The sequence below is a fragment of the Chitinophaga sedimenti genome (assembly GCF_023156195.1).
GTDB classification, from domain to species: Bacteria; Bacteroidota; Bacteroidia; order Chitinophagales; family Chitinophagaceae; genus Chitinophaga; species Chitinophaga sedimenti.
Genome location: NZ_JAKUKA010000001.1, coordinates 78,589 through 96,035, shown reverse-complemented (window position 1 = coordinate 96,035; position 17,447 = coordinate 78,589). Strand labels below are relative to the sequence as shown.

Below are 17,447 nucleotides of genomic sequence, written 5' to 3'. Positions count from 1 at the left end.
TAACGATTATGAAACTGATATCTCTGACATTGGCGCTGGTATTGGCCTTCGCGACACAATTGCAAGCACAGCCGCTACCTGACTGGGCGAAGAAGGTAGGAGCGAAATCCTTCCCCTCGGGTAAAAAAGAATTTGTAGTGAACGCCAAAAGCGACACCGTAACCGTAAATACCAAAGCGATCCAGCAGGCAATTGACGCCTGCGCGGCGCAAGGAGGCGGCATTGTGACATTTAAGCCCGGCACGTATGTATCCGGCGCTGTCTTTCTAAAGAACAATGTACAACTGCGCCTAGATAAAGGTGTAACGCTGCTGGGGTCGCAGGACTTCGCAGATTACCCGGAAATTGATACGCGCATCGCAGGCATAGAAATGAAATGGCCGGCGGCACTCATCAACATGATAGATGTAAAGAATGCCGCGCTCACCGGCAGTGGCACCATCAACGCACGCGGCAAGTTTTGCTGGGATAAATACTGGAAAATGCGTACCGAGGATTATGAACCCAAAGGTCTGCGCTGGATCGTGGACTACGACGCCAAACGCGTACGCACCATCCTCGTGCAAAATTCCGCAGATGTTACGTTAAAAGGCATTACGCTGAAAAATGCGGGCTTCTGGACCGTGCAACTGTTGTACTCCACCCGCCTCACGGTAGACGGCCTTGTGATCCGCAATAACGAGGATGGCAAAGGCCCCAGCACCGACGGTATTGACGTGGATTCCTCCACCTGGGTGCTGATCGAGAACTGCGATATCGACTGCAACGACGACGACTTCTGCCTGAAAGCCGGTCGTGACTGGGACGGGCAGCGTGTAAATAAACCCACCGAATATGTGGTGATCCGCAAATGTATTGCCCGTCGCGGCGATGGCCTGCTCACCCTCGGCAGCGAAACTGCGGGCGGCATCCGCCACGTACTGGCGCATCAGCTTACAGCGGTGGGTACGAAAAACGGCTTCCATATTAAGTCAGCCATTACGCGCGGCGGTACGGTGGAAGACATTCACTTCCGCGATAACATGCTGGACAGTGTAGGTACCGCTTTCTATTACACCATGAACTGGAACCCGGCGTACAGCTATTCCAAACTGCCGGAAGGCTACCACCCTGATTCTATCCCCGCACACTGGAAAACCATGCTGATGAAGGTGGAGCCGGAAAAAGGCATCCCTCATTTCCGCAACGTGTATGTAAGCAATATCACTTCCAAAGGCGCGAAGAAAATCTTTGGCGCAACAGGTATGAAAGAATCTTACCTGGAAAATTTCAACTTCCAGAACCTGCATATACAGGCTGCAACCAAGGGTGAAATAGCCTGGGCAAAAGGCTGGACGTTAAAGAACTCTGTATTGAAAGCGACCGATAATAAAGAACTTGTTGTGAAGAACTCGGAACAGATGCAGATGGATGCAGCTGTGGCGACTAATCAAAAATAATCATGAAGAGAATTCTTATACTGCCACTGTTACTGGGCGCCGTGCTGCAGGCATCAGCGCAAAGGCAGATGGAGCAGTTGGACAGGGGACTGATCGTGATGCCGAAAGAGGCTGGCCGCTTTGTCAGCTGGCGCATGCTCGGCACCGATAACACCAACATCGGGTTTAATGTGTACCGTGCGGAGGGTAATAAATTTACGAAGTTGAATGCCTCGCCGGTAACGAACGTGACCTCGTTTGTCGACAATACCGCAAAAGCCGGTATGGCCTACAAATACCAGGTACGCCCTGTTGTAAACGGCAAAGAAGGTGCGGTGGAAGGCGCTTTCACCAGTGGGGCCAATGCACAGCCGTATTTATCGGTTCCACTGCAAACACCTCCGGGGTATACGCCGAACGATGCGTCTGTAGGTGACCTGACGGAGATGGCAGGTATGAGATCGTGTTGCACCAGACGGGAAGAGCGAAAGATAATTCGCAGGCCGGCATTACCGACCCACCAATTTTTCAGGCATATACGCTGGAAGGTAAACTGCTATGGACCATCAACCTGGGAAAAAATATCCGGGAAGGTGCGCACTATACGCAATTTATGGTATACGACCTGGATGGCGACGGCCGTGCGGAAGTTGCCATGAAGACTGCTGACGGTACCATTGACGGCAAAGGAAAAGTGATTGGTGATTCGACGAAAGATTACCGAAACGATAAAGGCTATATACTTTCCGGCCCGGAATACATGACCATTTTCGATGGACTGACCGGCGCTGCACTGGCTACCACGAACTTTATACCGGCGCGCCATCCATCTACCCTTACGCCCACTACAGAAGAACTGAAATCGATATGGGGAGACGGATACGGCAACCGTATGGACCGTTTCCTGGCCTGCATTGCTTACCTGGATGGCAAACAACCCAGTCTCGTGATGACGCGCGGTTACTATACCCGTTCTGTACTCACCGCCTGGAACTGGCGCAACGGCCAACTGACGCAGCAATGGAGCTTTGACAGCGATGAAGCCGGCGGTAAAAACCGGGCATATCGCGGACAGGGGAACCACAACCTCACCGTGGCCGACGTTGATAACGATGGTAAAGACGAAATCATTTTTGGTGCGATGACGCTCGACGACAATGGCACCGGTTTATATTCAACGGGCCTGGGACACGGCGATGCACTGCATGTTACCGATCTCGATCCTTCCCGCCCCGGGCTGGAAGTATTTGACATACAGGAACGTTTTGATGATGCAGGCTGCAGCTTCCGCGACGCCCGCACCGGGGAAATCCTCTGGAAAAAGCAAGCGTAAAAGCGGGCGAAGATGGTGAAGGTCCAGGCCGCGGACTGGCGCTGGACATTGATCCGCGTTACCCCGGTTCGGAATGCTGGGTGGCCGGCGCGGGTATCAGGGGCATGTTTGATGCGAAAGGTAATGTGATCGCAGAACGCACGCCGGCCTGTAACATGGGTATTTATTGGGACGGCGATGTGTTAAGTGAAATACTCGACGGCACCAACGTGGGGAAATGGGATTACGAGAACAGTAAGACCGTTCCCCTGCTGGAAGCGGCAAAGTTTAACTGTGTGAAGAACAACGGCACTAAATCCAACCCGGTATTATCTGCCGATATACTTGGCGACTGGCGGGAAGAGGTGATCTACCGTACGGCCGACAACAATGAATTGCGCATCTTCTCGACCAACATTCCGACAGATAAAAAGTTTTATACACTGATGCACGATCCGCAGTACCGGTTAAGCATTGCATGGCAGAACGTGGCTTATAACCAGCCGCCCCACACCGGCTTTCACCTGGGTGAAGGCATGCAGGAACCGCCTAAACCGAATATCACCCTTATCAAAAACAAAAAGAAAAAATAGTTGGCTTATGCAGATCAGAAAATACCTTTCGCTTTTTGCCCTCCTGTTGTGCGCTACCGTGTTCATCATGTGGACGGCGCCCAAACCCACGCTATACATCATTGGCGACTCTACCGTGCGTAACGGCGACGGCAGCGGCGGCAATGGTCAATGGGGCTGGGGCAGCCTCGTAGCGCAATACTTCGACACCAGTAAAATCGCGATCAGCAACCAGGCCATCGGCGGCCGCAGCAGCCGTACGTTCATTACGGAAGGGCGCTGGGAACGGGTGTTATCTACCTTAAAAGCCGGCGATTATGTGCTGATCCAGTTCGGCCACAATGATGCCGGTCCGCTCGATGATACCGCCCGCGCACGTGGCTCTATCCGTGGCATTGGCGATGAAAGCAAAGAGATTTACAACCCCATCCGCAAGCAGCAGGAAGTAGTGTATACGTATGGTACTTACCTGCGTAAATACATCAAAGAAACCAAAGCAAAAGGCGCCATGCCGATCGTTTGCTCGCCTGTTCCCCGCGACAACTGGAAAGATGGAAAAGTAAGACGCGGCAATGAAGATTACGCGGGTTGGGCGAAAGAAATCGCCGAAAGTGAAGGCGTGTTTTTCGTGGACCTGAATAACCTGATCGCCGATGCCTACGAAGGTTTAGGCGAAGAAAAGGTGAAACCGCTGTTCCACGGCGACCATACGCATACCAGCAAAGACGGCGCGGAACTGAACGCGAAGATCGTTGCCGGCGGCATTAAAGACCTGTTTGACTGCTCCCTGAGCTTTTACCTGAAAGAAAAATAAGCGCATGAAAAAACTGGTATATTCCCTGTTACTCACCTTACTGGCGGCCGGCGTGCAGGCGCAGAAGATGCCCTCTAAAAGGAAACGTTGAAAGCATTGCGCCTTACCAACGAATATTTCGTGAACAAGTGGCCCGATCCGGGCAAGGTGACGTTCGTAGGCAAAGAGCGTCCCAGCAATCTCTGGACACGCGCCGTTTATTACGAAGGACTGATGGCATTATATAATGTCGACAAAAAGAAAAGTTATTACGATTACGCCGTGCAATGGGGCGAGAGCCACAAGTGGGGCCTCTGGGGCGGTACCGCAACCAATAACGCGGATAACCAGTGTTGCGGCCAGACGTACATCGACCTGTATCGCATTGACCGCAAGCCGGAGCGCATCCGCGATATACAGGCCTGCATGGAGCGTATCAAAAATAATAACAAAGTAGATGACTGGTGGTGGATAGACGCGCTGCAAATGGCTATGCCCGTGCTCACCCGCCTGGGCATTGAAACCAAAGACACCGGCTACTTCCGTAAGATGTATGAAATGTACGCCTACACCAAATACAAACACGGCGACAATGGTCTGTACAATCCTGCCGACAAACTCTGGTGGCGCGACAAAGACTTCGATCCGCCTTATAAGGAGCCAAATGGTGAAGACTGTTACTGGTCACGCGGCAACGGCTGGGTAGTAGCGGCGCTGGCGCGGGTGTTGGAAGAATTGCCTGTCTCCGATCCACATTACCAGGAGTATTTAACAGATTACAAAGACATGCTGCAGGCCCTGCTGCCGCTGCAACGTGAAGACGGTTTCTGGAATGCGAGCCTGCATGATGCGAACAACTTCGGTGGCAAAGAACTGACAGGTACTTCGCTGTTCGTATACGGCATGGCCTGGGGCATTAACCACAACATGATCGATAAAAAAACTTACCTGCCCGTGATCACCAAAGCCTGGAGCGCACTGCTGAAAGACTGCGTGCACGCCGATGGCAAACTGGGTTACGTGCAGAGCACCGGCAAAGAGCCCAAAGACGGACAACCAGTGAGCTTTGATAAGATCCCCGACTTCGAGGATTTTAGTCTCGGTTGCTTTTTGCTGGCCGGCAGTGAAGTATACAAACTGAAAAAATAAGTGTAAAGATTTCCGATTAGTTTTAGTGAAAGGTTAAAAATCAACAGGGCCGGGTTCTCCCGGCCCTTATTATTTTATATCTTTAAGACACCCGTTAAGGAAAAACCAAACGTCATGAACCTTCCGTACAAACTTATCACCCTTGCCCTGCTATTTTGCAGTCCGGCCGCCATGGCGCAACAGGCGAAGAAACCGAATATCATTTTCATCATCGCCGACGATCTCGGTTATGGTAATCTGACGAGTTACAATCCCGCACACAAAGTGCCTACGCCGAACATCGACAGGCTGGCAAGGAAGGCACAAAGTTCACGCGCTTTTATGCGGGCAACACGGTATGTGCGCCCAGCCGCTGCGCACTAATGACCGGCAAACACATGGGCCATGCATATATCCGCGGCAACAGCCGTGAATCGCTGCGGCCGCAGGATACGACCCTGGCCACGCATCTGCACAACAATGGGTATGCCACCGGCATGTTCGGCAAATGGGGGCTCGGTGAAGAAGATTCCCCGGGAACACCAGAGCTGCAGGGATTCGACGCGTTTTACGGCTATCTCAATCAAACACACGCGCATCATTACTACACCAATAGTTTACTCGAAATACAAAACGGTAAAACTGTACGCGTGCCGCTCGACAGCACGCAGTACACCGATGAACTCATCATGCAGAAAGCATTGGCGTTTATCAAAAGCAATAAGGACAGACCCTTTTTCCTTTACATGCCGCTCACCATTCCGCATGCGGAACTACAGGTGCCGCACCCCTATCTCCAGCGCTGGTTAAACCCGGACGGCAGCAGCAAACTCGGGCCGGAAACGCCTTTTGCGGGCGGCCCCAGTTACCACGCACAGGCACAGCCGCACGCCGCCTTCGCCGGGATGATCACCAAACTGGACGAAGACGTGGCCCGCGTACTCGCTATGGTAAAGGAACTGGGACTGGATGACAACACTTACATTTTCTTCACCAGCGATAACGGCCCGCACAAAGAGGGCGGCGCCGATCCGGAATACTTTGACAGCAACGGCCCGCTGCGCGGCATTAAACGCGACCTGTACGAGGGCGGCATCCGCGTTCCGCTGCTGGTGCGCGCGCCCAGCAAAGTACCCGCAGGGGCTGTGCGAAACGACATCTGGGCGTTCTGGGATGTACTACCGACTTTCTGCGATTTAACAGGCGCACGTGTTCCGGCCGGCATTGATGGCCTGTCGTTCACCGCCGCTATTGCCGGCAAAAAACAAACGCAGCAACATCCTTATCTCTACTGGCAGTTCAACGAAAATCAATATAAAGAAGCAGTATTGCAGGGCGACTGGAAACTGGTGCGCCTGAAAGCGAAAGGACAGCCCGAAAAGGTGGAGTTGTATAATTTGCGGAACGACGTAGGGGAAACCAACGATCTCGCGAAAAAACAGCCTGAAAAGGTTAAAGAACTGTACTCGCTCGCGCAGCAGTCCAAAACAAAAGCGGAAGCAACCGTATTCGACTGGAATATCGAATAAAAAAGGAGGATGCGCGAAGCATCCTCCAACGTTTAATTCTTAACACTCCGCCGGTAAGCGATGCTGCCGGCGTTTTTATTTTTTTAGAATGGCGTAATACTATAGCCAAGGATAATGCCACTCCTGCCGATCACTGTAAATCAGCCAGTTACCATTTTTACGCGTTCACTTTCAGCACAAAACCTGTCCGCATGCGGACAAACATTACGGTAATGCGAACGCTACGTAACTGTCGCCGGACTTCGTTTTCAGCTTGCCGCCACCGCAGGCGATCACAATGTATTGTTTGCCCTTTACGCTGTAAACCGCCGGTGTAGCGAAACCTGCTGCAGGCAGCTGCGCTTCCCATAGCAGTTTGCCGGTGGCTTTGTGATAAGCTCGGATCTTTGCGTCTTTTGTAGCGGCGATGAATACCAGTCCGCCGGCTGTAACCACCGGTGCGCCGTAGTTTTCGGTGCCGGTTTTAACGCCACGGTCTGCAAAATCGGGGTCGGTGCCCAGCGTATCGCGCCACACGTATTCGCCGGTGTGCAGGTTGATGGCGTTGAGTGTGCCCCAGGGCGGGCTGATGGCGGGGTATCCTTCTTTACTCAGGAATTTATGATAACCCGTACTGCCGAAAGGCAGGTTGCGCGTGGTATCAGCAGGTTGCTGCAGGCCGGTGTAGGCGATGTCCTTTTTGTCTTTCAACTCCGGGATAAAGGTGGCCAGCGCATTCTTTTCTGCTGTTGAGATGTGTTTGAAACCAGGCATCATACGCCGGCCGTTATTCAGCAGGTCTAAGAATTGCGCGTTGTTAAACTTTTCTTTTATGTTGATGAGCGAAGGATAATTACCTCCCCCTGCCGCTCCGGGCCGTGACAGGTCATGCAGTACGATTTGTACAGGCGTTTGCCCGCGGCCAGGTTTGTTTCCTTTTAGCACCCGCATGATCTTTTACCACCATGGTGAGTACCCAGGGCATTTCGTTCGCGTTTACATACAGGATACCGGTTTCGGGATCGAATGCCGGGCCGCCCCATTCCGCACCGCCGTCAAAGCCGGGGAAAATGAGCGTGCCTTCGCGGGAAGGCGGCATAAAAATGTGGCCTTTACGCAGGGATTGCCAGCGGGTGCGCACATCTTGCAGGGAAGAGTCAGACAGAAACGGATTGAAGTCGGCTTCGGTCATCTGGTGACGCGTGAAGGGTGCGGGCTTTACCGGCCAGGGCTGCGTAGGCCAGGCTTCTTCACCGGGCAGCACGCCCGTATCCGGCACTGGGCGCTCTTCGATCGGGAATAAAGGTTTGCCGGTTTCACGTGCCAGCAAAATACGAAACCCGCTTTGCTCGTTTGCGCTACGGCATCTACCTTTTTTCCATTGTGTATCACCGTTACCAATACCGGTGGAGCGGGCAGGTCGCGGTCCCATATGTTATGATGAATATCCCGGAAGTGCCAGATACGTTTGCCCGTGTTGGCGTCGAGGGCCGAGGAGACAGTCGGCATACAGGTTGGCACCTAAACGTTTGCCGCCATAAAAATCAAAAGAGGCGGAGCCGGTCGGAGCGAAAAGAATACCGCGTTCTTCGTCCAGGCTAAAACCAGACCAGGCATTGGCGCCGCCGATGAATTTATAGGCCTGCGGATCTTTCCATTCACTGAAGCCCTCCTCCCCGGTTGTGGAATAGTGTGAAAGATCCAGCGCAGTTTCCCGGTGCGAACGTCGTAGCTGCGGATATGTCCGGGTGCAGCGTCCGCATCCTCGGATACGCGCGAACCAATAATGATCATGTCTTTATAAATCATGCCCGGGGAAGTGGCGATCACGAAACGGTCGCGGGCGCCTTCGCCAAGGTCGCTGTGCAGTGAAAGCCGGCCGCTATCGGCGAAGCTGGTAATGGGCGCGCCGGTGAGCGCATTTACCACGTATAAATAAGGGCCTGCTGCAAAAAAATCCTTTTATCCGCTCCTTCTTCCCAATAACTAACACCCCGTAAAGCATGTGCGGAAAGCGTTTCACCTGTTCTGCGCGGATCGAACGTCCATTTGGCGCGGCCGGTAGCGGCATCGAGCGCGAGCAGTTTTAACTGGGGAGAAACGGCGTACAGTACATCGTCTACAATGATCGGGTTGCACTGGATCTGGGAAGAAAAAACAGTGTCGGCGTCACCTGCATGGTACTCCCATACGGGGCGAAGCAGTTGCACGTTACCGGTATCGATCTGGGAAAGGGAGGAATATTTTGCGCCTTCCTTTGTACCGTTATATACTTTCCAGGAGCTGAAACGCTCGTTGGAGCGCTGATGGCAGGAACATAACACAATAAGGGACAGGCATAGCAAACGCCGGGATACAATTTTCATAAACGGGAAGTGGATTATTTCCCAAGATAACTACTGGCGGGCAGAAAACCCAGCGGAGCGGCCGTACTGCCAGTTACGGAAGTGTGCCCAAACCACGATGACAGCGCCACCGAGCTTGGCAACGACCTCTAACAGGCTGCCATGCACGAAATTGCCGCTGATCATCAGCCCCATTCCAAATAAGAAGCACATCAGCAGCGATACACGGCCATGATGCAGGCGGTACCCGCGCCAGATCGCCCTGCCGCCGACAATGAGCGACACCATAATGGTTAACACTTCCAGGTAAACGTTTTCGAGAATTTCCATGCCGAAGAGTGGCAGCGTGGTAAACAACACCGGGAGCAACACGCAATGTATGGCACAGGCCAGCGATGCGCCCATACTGATCATATCCCATTTCTGCTGATAAACTGCTTTACGATTGTTCGGTTCCATAAGTGCTGTTCCGGTTAGGCCGGAGAACAAAGATAATGTATTTTGCAACAAAGATGCAAATCAAAATAAGGCAAAGAAAAGGGTGGTAAGAATACCACCCTCAATTATTTTAACCATATCCTATGAAAAACCGATGCAAATATAGGAACAGCTTTACTTTTAGCAAGTGCCAATTCGTAAACGCATTGTTTTGGTTGGTAAACGGCGGATTTATCCACCTGTTAACAACCAATTAACTAAACAGGACGCTGTCCGCCGACCTTAAATTGCATGATCCCCGCAATGGAATGTGCACGTGTAACTGCCTCGGAGGCCTTCGGTCCCCGGAAGTGTGCGTTCACCGTTTCTTCCCACAAGGCGAGCCAGCGCTGGAAATGCCCGGGCTCCATGGGCGATAACTGGTTAAGCATAATATGTTTAAACATGGTGCCACCCTTATACGAGGTACCATCCAGTAATATATTTTCCCAAAAGGAAGTGATCAAAGGGATGTGCTGGGAAAAATCCAGCTTGACCACTGTTGTAAAGAAGTGCCCGATAACCGGGTCAATGGTGGCTTTGCGGTAGAACTCGCTGACTAACAGGCCCAGATCTTCGCGCGTACTGATGTCTTTCATCTTCAATTCGTCGATTAACAGGCCACAAAATTACACAATACGGGGCTAATAAGTGTTGAAATAGCTGCTGCAGGCTGCTGGCACCTCATTTGTTTCAAATAGGATGATACACCATTAAACGGATACACTTACTGTTAAACCATCATCTTTTATGAGGAGAGCCTTTTTACCCGTGGCTGTTTTGTTAGCTGCAACTGTTTCGATGAGCGCATGCTCTAACGACAATGACGATGAACCCGCACAGGCCCAGATCATGCTGGTACACACATCGCCCGACGCGCCCAACGTGGATATGTACGCACATAACAAAATTACCGCGGCCACTAATGTAGGTTACGGCACTAATTCGCCTTATACAGCCATTACTGCGTCCAGCAACACCAATGTTAAACTGGCGGCAACGGGCACACAGAATTATGTAGTGGAAACGAATACCGCTACGTTCGCAAACAAATCGTACTCCGTTTGGGCGTACGATACCCTGAACGCTATTACCGCGGTAGTGGTAGAAGATAACCTTACCGCCCCGGCCACTGGTAAAGCGCATGTACGCTTTTTCCATCTGAGCCCCAACGCGCCGGCGGTAGATATTTTAGTAAATGACAGCGTATACTTTAACAACAGGAGTTATAAAGACTTTACGACAAACGCGGCTAACACGCAATTTGTAGCCGCCAATGCAGGATCTTACCGGGTGGATGTGAGATTGGCAGGTACCATCACCATTCCATTGTCTATTCCGGTGGTAACGCTGGAAGCTGGTAAAATCTATACGATTTACGCCAAAGGACTCGAAGGTGGTATTGGGAATCTGAAGCTGGGGGCCGGTGTGGTAACGCACAACTAACTAAGCTTCCATATACACCATACATCCATGAAAAACCTCACAGGGACTACATTGTAGTCCCTATTGTTTTTTATGCCGGGTTAAATACTTCATTGATAAAACGGAATGCGCGTAATTCTGACCAGTAACGTCCCGCGTTCCATCCCGCAAAGCCTACGTGGCCGCCGTGTTGTGGGGCTTCAAAATAAAACCAGGGGTGCCCTTTAGCCTCCTCGTACGGATAACACCCTTTTCCCAGGAACGGATCGTCCTGCGCGTTGAGCAATAACACGGGAATACGGATATTGGGAATGAACTGCCGGCTGCTACAGGCAGCCCAGTACGTTTCGGCATTTTCAAAACCGTGAATGGGCGCGGTATAACGATCGTCAAACTGCCGGAAGGTGCGGATCGTGTTAAAGTTATCGAGGTTGATAGGGTATTTCGTCTGTTTCACCTGCAGTTTTTCACCGAGCTCCCGGATAAACATCTGCATATACATGTAGTTCACACGCTTTTCCAGTTCTATGGCGCCGCTTTTAAGATCGCAGGGTACGGAAACACCGACTGCCGCCTTTATCAGCGGGTTTAACGCCTCACCCTGTTCACCCACGTATTTGAGGGTCACATTTCCTCCTAAAGAAAAACCTACAATACAAATGCTTTTATAATGGCCTTCGGCAGACAGGTGTTGCACGAGGGTGTGCAGGTCGCCGGTTTCGCCGCTGTGGTAGCTGCGCAGCAGGATATTAGGTTCGCCGCTGCAGCCACGGAAGTTCATAGACACGGTATCGAATCCCCCTTCATTAAAAATACTGACCATGCCCAGCACATAGGGCCGCGACGAATTACCTTCCAGCCCGTGGAGGATGATCACGATACGGTCACTGCCTGTCCGGCTATAATCCAGGTCCAGAAAATCCCCGTCCGGCGTAAACAGGCGCTGCCGCTCGTACTGCACGCCTTTCACCCGGCGAAACAACGACGGGTAAATGGTAGCGATATGACGGTTCCGCAAAAAGCGCGGGGGTAGATATGCTGACTCGCTCACAACTGGCATATAACGAAGTTACGATTTCCACCTAAAGAAACCCGGCCGCCATGCGAACCGGGTGCTGTTCTCTCTCATGAACAAGTTGAAAAAATGTAAGCCTGGCCATAAAGACCAGGCTATTTTCAAGGATAATGGTTATTTACATCACTTTGCGCCTGCCTGCATCAACAACCACGCTATGCTTCGCCAACCTCTGAATACGGCGTGCTGCAAAGGTGTAACACCCTCTTTATCTGCGACATTCACGTTCACACCGGCCTTAATCAACATCTCTGTTATCTGCGTGTACTGCGGGCCGCCATTCCCGAGTATCACTACCTCCAACAGGGCCGTCCAACCGAGGTTATTCACATGATCTACCGGAAAGTTTTTGTCTTCCAGCAGCGCCGCCACCGTTTCCGTGTATCCACGTTCACAGGCCGGAATCAGCGCGGAGCCGCCGTACCGGTTGTACACCTGGTAGTCGGCGCCATGCTGCATGCACAGCCTCACAATCTCTGTATACCCGCTGGCGGCGGCATATAAAAAGGGTGAATTTAAAATTTTGTCCTGCCCGTTTACGTTTGCGCCAGCTGCGATCAGCAACCCCGCTGTTGGCAGATCGCCGCGGTAAAGGGCAAGCATCAGGGGCGTCCTCCCGTCTTCGTCTATCTGCTCCAGTTGCTCACGCCCCTTTAACAAGCCTGCAATTGTCACATGTCCTTTCATCACTGCTGCTTTTCTGAATTGCTTTCTCCCTCCCATTATAGCGTTATCATTCACACAAATCACAATAACATCCCGCTATATGTTGTAACTCATAACAACAACACAAAGGTACATCCTTACAGGCCAGCTCAACGGTGCACACTGTGTACATAACGGTACTTTTTGAAAGCCCGCCTGCCAGGAGAAGTATTTTTTTAACCTATTATGGTACTTTTTGCGCCTGCCGGCGAAAAGTGAGGGGAGGCATGCCGCCATAACGACGAAAAAACCGGGAAAAGTAGGATGCATCGGAGAAGCCCAGTTCGTACGCGATTTCTTTTACATCCTGCGCGGTGAGTGTGAGCATGCGTTTGGCTTCGAGTACGATGCGGCTGCGGATGCAATGTCCCGCGGTAAGTCCCGTTTCCTTTTTACAGGCAATGTTGAGGTATTGTGGCGTAACGTGCAGTTGTGCGGCGTAAAACTCCACGGCCGCCTGTTCTTTGTAATGCTGCTCCAGCAGCTCGAGGAAGTTTTTACCACCTGCCGGCCGCCGGGTGTATCCACCGCGGGGTAAGCCCGGTCGTAACCGCGTTCCAGTAAACTGAGCAGCACCCACAACCGGTGGTTCAGGATGCGGATGGAAAAGATATCGGCCACATCGTATTCCTCTTCCATCGACTTCAATTCCTTTATCAGCACGTGGAAGTCCTCCGGCTTCATGTCCAGTACGGGATGCGCGGAAGCAGAGAAGAAGGGCCACTGGCGCGCCGGAAAGATACAAAACTCCGGTCCGTACAACAGCTGAAAGCCGGTTGTGTCGGCGTCTAATGCCCAGCTGTGCGCCTGTCCCGGTGCGAGAAAGAAAACCGATCCGGGCTTCACCTCATATTTGGTAAAATCGATATGATGGGTCCCGCCACCGCCAGTAACGAAAAATAACATGAAAAAGTTATGCTTATGGGGTGTCGTTAATTGGGAAACGCCTTCGCGCTCGTGGCGAAAAAGACTGAATTGCTCGTCCTTCAACGGCTTGCAGACTTCATTGAGATCAACAACGGGTAAGTGCGGGGTATGTGGCATCTTACGTCGAATTTAACCTATTTCGGGTATTGATCGAGCAGCCGGATGGAATAAAAAGACATTCCGGGATAAATTTAACGTAGGAAAGCAGGGTAAATACTAAATTAGCCTTATACTGACATGAGATACTGGCCCCAGATATTACTTCTTTTCCTTAGTAGCTATGCGTTTGCGCAGGATGTAGCAACTGCCGAAAAAGCATTTGCGCAGATGGCGGCAGACAGCTCTGTGAAACGCGCTTTCCTGCAGTTTGCAGATAGTAACGGTGTGGTGTTTAACAATGGTAAAATCGGCAACGCGATCAAAAGCTGGAGCGCCGCGCCAGATGCCGGCGGACCAAAGATTATCTGGCAGCCTGCGTTCTACGCAATGTCTGCTGCCGGCGACCTTGGTTTTACGACCGGGCCTTACGAAGTGCGGCATGGTAAAACAGATACCCTGCTGGTAAGCGGTCAATACACCACGGTCTGGAAAAAGAACAGCGCCGGCGACTGGAAATTTATGGCCGACCTGGGCGTGGACTTCGCCCCATCGCGATATGGTTTGCAGTCCTTACAGGCGTTTACGGACATTGTGCCCTCTTCGCTACCCGATTCCCTCATCTATCAACTTGAAAAGCATTTTATACTGGCGCACGACAGCCTTGCAGATGAGGCCTGGCGTGTAGCGGCGGCAGACAGCGCCTGGTTCAACATTAATGGTGGCGGACCTTTTCAGGGCACCGACAACTTTATGGCTGCACTACGGCCGGTTCCACTGGCCCTTACATTTGAACCGGTGGCCGGCGGCGTTTCACAGAGCAAAGACCGGCATACGTGTACGGCTATGTGCGGCATGAGCGGCGGCAGGAAAACTACCTGCGCATCTGGGCGCATACCTCCAAAGGCTGGAAGCTGCTGCTGCAGGTGTTGCGCTGGTAATTACTCTCCCAACCACTTCTTGAAATCGTTGGCCCGCAGGCGGCTGACAATAATTTCTTCATAAGCCGCAGGCTGTACCTGCACTTTGAGTTTACCACTGAACCAGGTGTGCACCTTTTCAATATTTCCATAGTTCACGATAAACTGGCGGTTCACGCGGAAAAATACGTTCGGGTCCGTTTCGCCTTCGATTTCATCGAGTCTGCGGTCGATGATAAAATCCTGGTTTGCGCGGGTTTTGATGAATTGCAACTTATCCTTGGTATAGAAATAAGCGATTTCGGGTAACGAGACCGAAATGAGACGAGTACCGCTTTGGCGAGGTAACGCGACTTAAACGTTTCGTTATTCATATCGCGCAACATGGCCGTAACACCCGCATTGGGCGTACCGCGGTGCGCGTGCCATTTCCGGAACTTCAACATAGCGGCGAGCAGCTCCTCCTTGTTGATGGGTTTGAGGAGATAATCGATGCTATTAAGTTTAAAGGCTTTGAGTGCATGCTCCTGGTAAGCGGTGGTGAAGATCACCGGCCACTCCACATTGATCTTGCTGAATATCTCGAAACTTTGTCCGTCTCCCAGTTCAATATCCATGAAAATGAGATCCAGTTCGGGCTGGGAAGCAAAGTAACGAAGGGCGGCTTCGATGCTGTCGAGCACCGCAGTTATTTCGATGTCGGGATCAATTTCCCGGAGCATACTTTTCAGGTGGTGGGCGGAGAGCGCCTCGTCCTCGATGATCAACACTTTCATGGCACAGTTTAATTTAGCGGGGATGATGTCTGGCTGTAAAATTCGGCATTTCAGCAGCAGTTGTGCTGTTTTTGCGGTTGGGTTGACATGTTTATGTGAGATTGGGGCTCCGGTTACCGTAGATGACGTTTTTTTTTTTTTAAACCGCAAATTCATTGCGGTCTGAGCGATTAGATTTGTAATACAAGTATGCGCGGCTTGCTTCTTCTAAACAACCCAGACAGGCGGACGAACCCTAAAACAGCTTAAGATGCAGAACATGGAACAGACCATAACGGTGCTGGAACTCCCGGCCAATGGAACAGACCCTGTAACCCAAACCCCGATCCCCGCGGGCAGCACGATGCAACATCCGGTGATATTGCGTGCGCTTTTTAATGCCGTGAAAGAACTGAAAGTGAGCGAAGCGCGTGGCAACCAGGGTAACAAATGGACGGATTCAGAGGAAGAAGCGTTACGACAACAATTCAACGATGGGAAACGCATTATAGAAATGGCCCGGATACATGGTCGTACAACAGGGGCGATCAGGTCGAGGCTGATCAGGATCGGGCTGCTGGAAGCCTGATTTCTCCAAAATAGCTTGCCAATTTTAGCGCCGGGAGTACCCCGTTTCCGATTGACCCCGGGCGGGCGTTCCCGGCATTTTTTTGTGCGGCGGGGTTATGCTGCGCGGAGTTTGCGGGGTGGTTACAGGGCTTTGTAGGCAGGTGGCGGGAGTTTGTGGGACGCTTGAATTGCCCAGCTGCCCGCTTACACTGCCGAGGTGTCAGTCGCAGCGTGCGGAAAGCCTCTTACAAATACCGCAACCACCGCTTCTCCTTATGCCGCTGCTTATACCCGTCAAACCACCGGCAGGGCATATACAGCATCAACACCACCCCTATCCATATGATATAGACTACTTCCAAAGACCCGCCCATATCCGCCGGCCTGAACCGGAAGGGAAACGTCCCTGAATCCGCCAGGGTATACCCGCTGCCAAAAAATATGATCACACTTATCACCCGCACCAGGAAGAAGTGCAGTACATAATAGAAGAACGGCACCCGCCCGTATACACTTAAAAACGGGTTGCTTTTGTTTTCGAATACAGCAAGCAGCAACAGCCCCGGCCCCAATGTCATACACAGGAACGACAGCGACGGCGGATATTTGGTAGTATTAATGAAAGACAGGAAAGTATAAAACGGCGACGCCTGTCCCTTCCACGCCACCGGGTCACCATAAGCATTGATAAACCGCAGTACGATAAACAATACAATTGCCGAGCAGCCTAATGTAACCAGCATCCGCTTCCTGCGGACCACCTCCAGCTCGTACAGGCGGCCGGCACAATACCCAAGCAGCATCACGGCCGTCCAGGGCAGAATAGTATAGGCCAGCAGGATGTTATACCCTGCCGGTAGCGGGATCAACGCGCCCGGGGAAGTCAGCAGTACCCCCATCACCGGGTTGCTTTGCAGAGCAGGCAGGTAATCCGTTACATTGTGTCCGAGGAATATTAACAGCCCGATCGCCAGCAACAGCCACCAGCCGCCGCGCAGCAACAATCCCATAATCACCATACTGCAGCCGATCGCCCAGATCACCGCCAGGAATATTACATGAAAGCCCGGATCCCAGGTAAGGATCAGGGTCATGATCACGACCTCTACAAAAATCAACCATAATCCGCGTTTAATCAGCAAGCCACTTTGCTCCCCTACCGGCTTACCGCGCCCGGACAACCAGGCCGATACACCCGCCAGGAATACGAACAGCGGGGCGCAGAAGTGGGTGATCCATCTTGTAAAAAACAATATGGGGGTAGTCGTGGCAAGATCCAGCGGGTTGCCGGTAAATGCTTCTTCATGAATAAAATCGCGGGTATGGTCCAGCGCCATAATTACCATAATAAGACCTCGAAGCAGATCGACAGAAGTAATGCGGGAAGTGGAAAGTTGCATATACAGGGGTTTAATGGACCG

Annotated in this window: 22 protein-coding genes and 5 pseudogenes; 12 read left to right on the top strand and 15 right to left on the bottom strand. The window is 51.9% G+C overall.

Annotated elements, in window-relative coordinates:
* Positions 1-8 precede the first annotated feature (8 nt).
* The 8 genes and pseudogenes from MKQ70_RS00620 to MKQ70_RS00595 all read left to right on the top strand — a co-directional run.
* Entirely contained in the window at positions 9-1,439 is a 1,431-nt protein-coding gene (locus MKQ70_RS00620) for a glycoside hydrolase family 28 protein (protein ID WP_248066179.1), read from the top strand.
* Between the two features lie 2 nt (positions 1,440-1,441).
* Positions 1,442-1,693: pseudogene (locus MKQ70_RS41850) on the top strand (rhamnogalacturonan endolyase family protein); the annotation flags it as partial.
* 188 nt (positions 1,694-1,881) lie between these two features.
* Positions 1,882-2,751 (top strand): rhamnogalacturonan lyase family protein, encoded by an 870-nt coding sequence (locus MKQ70_RS37255; protein WP_372489920.1) that lies wholly within the window; start codon positions 1,882-1,884, stop codon positions 2,749-2,751.
* Complete coding sequence (locus tag MKQ70_RS37250) at positions 2,697-3,323, top strand: rhamnogalacturonan lyase family protein (protein WP_372490075.1); 627 nt, start codon at positions 2,697-2,699, stop codon at positions 3,321-3,323. The genes MKQ70_RS37255 and MKQ70_RS37250 overlap by 55 nt, the downstream gene beginning before the upstream one ends.
* A gap of 7 nt (positions 3,324-3,330) precedes the next feature.
* Positions 3,331-4,116, top strand: a complete 786-nt coding sequence (locus tag MKQ70_RS00610; protein ID WP_248066175.1) for a rhamnogalacturonan acetylesterase — start codon at positions 3,331-3,333, stop codon at positions 4,114-4,116.
* A gap of 87 nt (positions 4,117-4,203) precedes the next feature.
* Complete coding sequence (locus MKQ70_RS00605) at positions 4,204-5,244, top strand: glycoside hydrolase family 88/105 protein (RefSeq protein ID WP_248066172.1); 1,041 nt, start codon at positions 4,204-4,206, stop codon at positions 5,242-5,244.
* A 114-nt stretch (positions 5,245-5,358) separates the two neighbouring features.
* Entirely contained in the window at positions 5,359-5,607 is a 249-nt protein-coding gene (locus tag MKQ70_RS00600; RefSeq protein WP_248066169.1) for a sulfatase-like hydrolase/transferase, read from the top strand.
* Positions 5,592-6,752 (top strand): annotated as a pseudogene (locus MKQ70_RS00595) (arylsulfatase); the annotation flags it as partial. The gene MKQ70_RS00600 and the pseudogene MKQ70_RS00595, both read left to right, overlap by 16 nt.
* Positions 6,753-6,956: 204 nt before the next feature.
* Here MKQ70_RS00595 and MKQ70_RS00590 read toward each other — a convergent pair.
* The 8 genes and pseudogenes from MKQ70_RS00590 to MKQ70_RS00560 form a co-directional block, all read right to left on the bottom strand.
* Complete coding sequence (locus MKQ70_RS00590; protein ID WP_248080876.1) at positions 6,957-7,505, bottom strand: outer membrane protein assembly factor BamB family protein; 549 nt, start codon at positions 7,503-7,505, stop codon at positions 6,957-6,959.
* A 56-nt stretch (positions 7,506-7,561) separates the two neighbouring features.
* Positions 7,562-7,639 carry a hypothetical protein gene (locus tag MKQ70_RS00585; protein ID WP_248080873.1) on the bottom strand — a complete coding sequence of 26 codons (78 nt, stop codon included), beginning with the start codon at positions 7,637-7,639 and terminating at the stop codon, positions 7,562-7,564.
* A pseudogene (locus tag MKQ70_RS00580) lies at positions 7,618-8,240 on the bottom strand (hypothetical protein). Before MKQ70_RS00580 ends, MKQ70_RS00585 begins: the two are co-directional and overlap by 22 nt.
* Positions 8,167-8,361, bottom strand: a complete 195-nt coding sequence (locus MKQ70_RS43210) for a hypothetical protein (RefSeq protein ID WP_443657895.1) — start codon at positions 8,359-8,361, stop codon at positions 8,167-8,169. The pseudogene MKQ70_RS00580 and the gene MKQ70_RS43210 overlap by 74 nt, the downstream one beginning before the upstream one ends.
* A 101-nt stretch (positions 8,362-8,462) precedes the next feature.
* A pseudogene (locus MKQ70_RS43205) lies at positions 8,463-8,660 on the bottom strand (hypothetical protein); the annotation flags it as partial.
* Complete coding sequence (locus tag MKQ70_RS00570; protein WP_248066150.1) at positions 8,654-9,097, bottom strand: hypothetical protein; 444 nt, start codon at positions 9,095-9,097, stop codon at positions 8,654-8,656. The pseudogene MKQ70_RS43205 and the gene MKQ70_RS00570, both read right to left, overlap by 7 nt.
* Positions 9,098-9,127: 30 nt before the next feature.
* A complete protein-coding gene (locus MKQ70_RS00565; protein WP_248066147.1) occupies positions 9,128-9,535 on the bottom strand; it encodes a MerC domain-containing protein in 408 nt (135 codons plus the stop codon).
* Between the two features lie 236 nt (positions 9,536-9,771).
* Positions 9,772-10,152, bottom strand: a complete 381-nt coding sequence (locus MKQ70_RS00560; RefSeq protein ID WP_248066144.1) for a group III truncated hemoglobin — start codon at positions 10,150-10,152, stop codon at positions 9,772-9,774.
* 202 nt (positions 10,153-10,354) lie between these two features.
* Between MKQ70_RS00560 and MKQ70_RS00555 the strand changes: the two genes are divergently transcribed.
* Complete coding sequence (locus MKQ70_RS00555; protein ID WP_248066142.1) at positions 10,355-10,999, top strand: DUF4397 domain-containing protein; 645 nt, start codon at positions 10,355-10,357, stop codon at positions 10,997-10,999.
* A gap of 70 nt (positions 11,000-11,069) precedes the next feature.
* On the opposite strand, the gene MKQ70_RS00550 is transcribed toward MKQ70_RS00555, so the two are convergent.
* From MKQ70_RS00550 to MKQ70_RS40870, 3 genes are all read right to left on the bottom strand, one after another.
* On the bottom strand, positions 11,070-11,996 hold the full coding sequence (locus MKQ70_RS00550; RefSeq protein ID WP_248066138.1) for a YheT family hydrolase: 927 nt from the start codon (positions 11,994-11,996) through the stop codon (positions 11,070-11,072).
* A 180-nt stretch (positions 11,997-12,176) separates the two neighbouring features.
* Positions 12,177-12,740 (bottom strand): ankyrin repeat domain-containing protein, encoded by a 564-nt coding sequence (locus tag MKQ70_RS00545; RefSeq protein WP_248066135.1) that lies wholly within the window; start codon positions 12,738-12,740, stop codon positions 12,177-12,179.
* A gap of 202 nt (positions 12,741-12,942) precedes the next feature.
* Positions 12,943-13,338, bottom strand: coding sequence for a helix-turn-helix domain-containing protein (locus MKQ70_RS40870; protein WP_248066132.1), 396 nt, complete (start codon positions 13,336-13,338; stop codon positions 12,943-12,945).
* 21 nt (positions 13,339-13,359) lie between these two features.
* On the opposite strand from MKQ70_RS40870, the gene MKQ70_RS00535 reads away from it, so the two are divergent.
* Positions 13,360-13,527, top strand: coding sequence for a hypothetical protein (locus MKQ70_RS00535; RefSeq protein ID WP_248066129.1), 168 nt, complete (start codon positions 13,360-13,362; stop codon positions 13,525-13,527).
* Positions 13,528-13,547: 20 nt separating this feature from the next.
* On the opposite strand, the pseudogene MKQ70_RS41845 reads toward MKQ70_RS00535, so the two are convergent.
* Positions 13,548-13,802, bottom strand: a pseudogene (locus tag MKQ70_RS41845) (AraC family ligand binding domain-containing protein); the annotation flags it as partial.
* Between the two features lie 120 nt (positions 13,803-13,922).
* Between MKQ70_RS41845 and MKQ70_RS00530 the strand changes: the two are divergent.
* Entirely contained in the window at positions 13,923-14,786 is an 864-nt protein-coding gene (locus MKQ70_RS00530) for a hypothetical protein (RefSeq protein WP_248066126.1), read from the top strand.
* Here the strand turns inward: MKQ70_RS00530 and MKQ70_RS41840 are convergent.
* Together MKQ70_RS41840 and MKQ70_RS00525 are read right to left on the bottom strand one after the other, a co-directional pair.
* Positions 14,723-14,974 carry a LytTR family transcriptional regulator DNA-binding domain-containing protein gene (locus MKQ70_RS41840; RefSeq protein WP_372489919.1) on the bottom strand — a complete coding sequence of 84 codons (252 nt, stop codon included), beginning with the start codon at positions 14,972-14,974 and terminating at the stop codon, positions 14,723-14,725. The genes MKQ70_RS00530 and MKQ70_RS41840 overlap by 64 nt on opposite strands.
* A complete protein-coding gene (locus MKQ70_RS00525) occupies positions 14,875-15,477 on the bottom strand; it encodes a LytR/AlgR family response regulator transcription factor (RefSeq protein ID WP_248066124.1) in 603 nt (200 codons plus the stop codon). The genes MKQ70_RS41840 and MKQ70_RS00525 overlap by 100 nt, the downstream gene beginning before the upstream one ends.
* A 259-nt stretch (positions 15,478-15,736) precedes the next feature.
* On the opposite strand from MKQ70_RS00525, the gene MKQ70_RS00520 reads away from it, so the two are divergent.
* Positions 15,737-16,045: a hypothetical protein gene (locus MKQ70_RS00520; protein ID WP_248066122.1), complete on the top strand. Its 309-nt coding sequence runs from the start codon at positions 15,737-15,739 to the stop codon at positions 16,043-16,045.
* Between the two features lie 226 nt (positions 16,046-16,271).
* On the opposite strand, the gene MKQ70_RS00515 is transcribed toward MKQ70_RS00520, so the two are convergent.
* Complete coding sequence (locus MKQ70_RS00515; RefSeq protein ID WP_248066119.1) at positions 16,272-17,426, bottom strand: acetyltransferase domain-containing protein; 1,155 nt, start codon at positions 17,424-17,426, stop codon at positions 16,272-16,274.
* Positions 17,427-17,447 lie beyond the last annotated feature (21 nt).

Bases quoted from the DNA above. Each gene is read 5' to 3' on its own strand.
- MKQ70_RS00555 (WP_248066142.1), top strand. From the start codon at position 10,355: ATGAGCGCATGCTCTAACGACAATGACGATGAACCCGCACAGGCCCAG.
- MKQ70_RS00530 (WP_248066126.1), top strand. From the start codon at position 13,923: ATGAGATACTGGCCCCAGATATTACTTCTTTTCCTTAGTAGCTATGCG.
- MKQ70_RS00570 (WP_248066150.1), bottom strand. From the start codon at position 9,097: ATGAAAATTGTATCCCGGCGTTTGCTATGCCTGTCCCTTATTGTGTTA.
- MKQ70_RS00525 (WP_248066124.1), bottom strand. From the start codon at position 15,477: ATGAAAGTGTTGATCATCGAGGACGAGGCGCTCTCCGCCCACCACCTG.
- MKQ70_RS00560 (WP_248066144.1), bottom strand. From the start codon at position 10,152: ATGAAAGACATCAGTACGCGCGAAGATCTGGGCCTGTTAGTCAGCGAG.
- MKQ70_RS00520 (WP_248066122.1), top strand. From the start codon at position 15,737: ATGGAACAGACCATAACGGTGCTGGAACTCCCGGCCAATGGAACAGAC.
- MKQ70_RS00535 (WP_248066129.1), top strand. From the start codon at position 13,360: ATGGAAAAGATATCGGCCACATCGTATTCCTCTTCCATCGACTTCAAT.
- MKQ70_RS00590 (WP_248080876.1), bottom strand. From the start codon at position 7,505: ATGCCTGGTTTCAAACACATCTCAACAGCAGAAAAGAATGCGCTGGCC.
- MKQ70_RS00515 (WP_248066119.1), bottom strand. From the start codon at position 17,426: ATGCAACTTTCCACTTCCCGCATTACTTCTGTCGATCTGCTTCGAGGT.
- MKQ70_RS00600 (WP_248066169.1), top strand. From the start codon at position 5,359: ATGAACCTTCCGTACAAACTTATCACCCTTGCCCTGCTATTTTGCAGT.
- MKQ70_RS00545 (WP_248066135.1), bottom strand. From the start codon at position 12,740: ATGAAAGGACATGTGACAATTGCAGGCTTGTTAAAGGGGCGTGAGCAA.
- MKQ70_RS00620 (WP_248066179.1), top strand. From the start codon at position 9: ATGAAACTGATATCTCTGACATTGGCGCTGGTATTGGCCTTCGCGACA.
- MKQ70_RS00610 (WP_248066175.1), top strand. From the start codon at position 3,331: ATGCAGATCAGAAAATACCTTTCGCTTTTTGCCCTCCTGTTGTGCGCT.
- MKQ70_RS00565 (WP_248066147.1), bottom strand. From the start codon at position 9,535: ATGGAACCGAACAATCGTAAAGCAGTTTATCAGCAGAAATGGGATATG.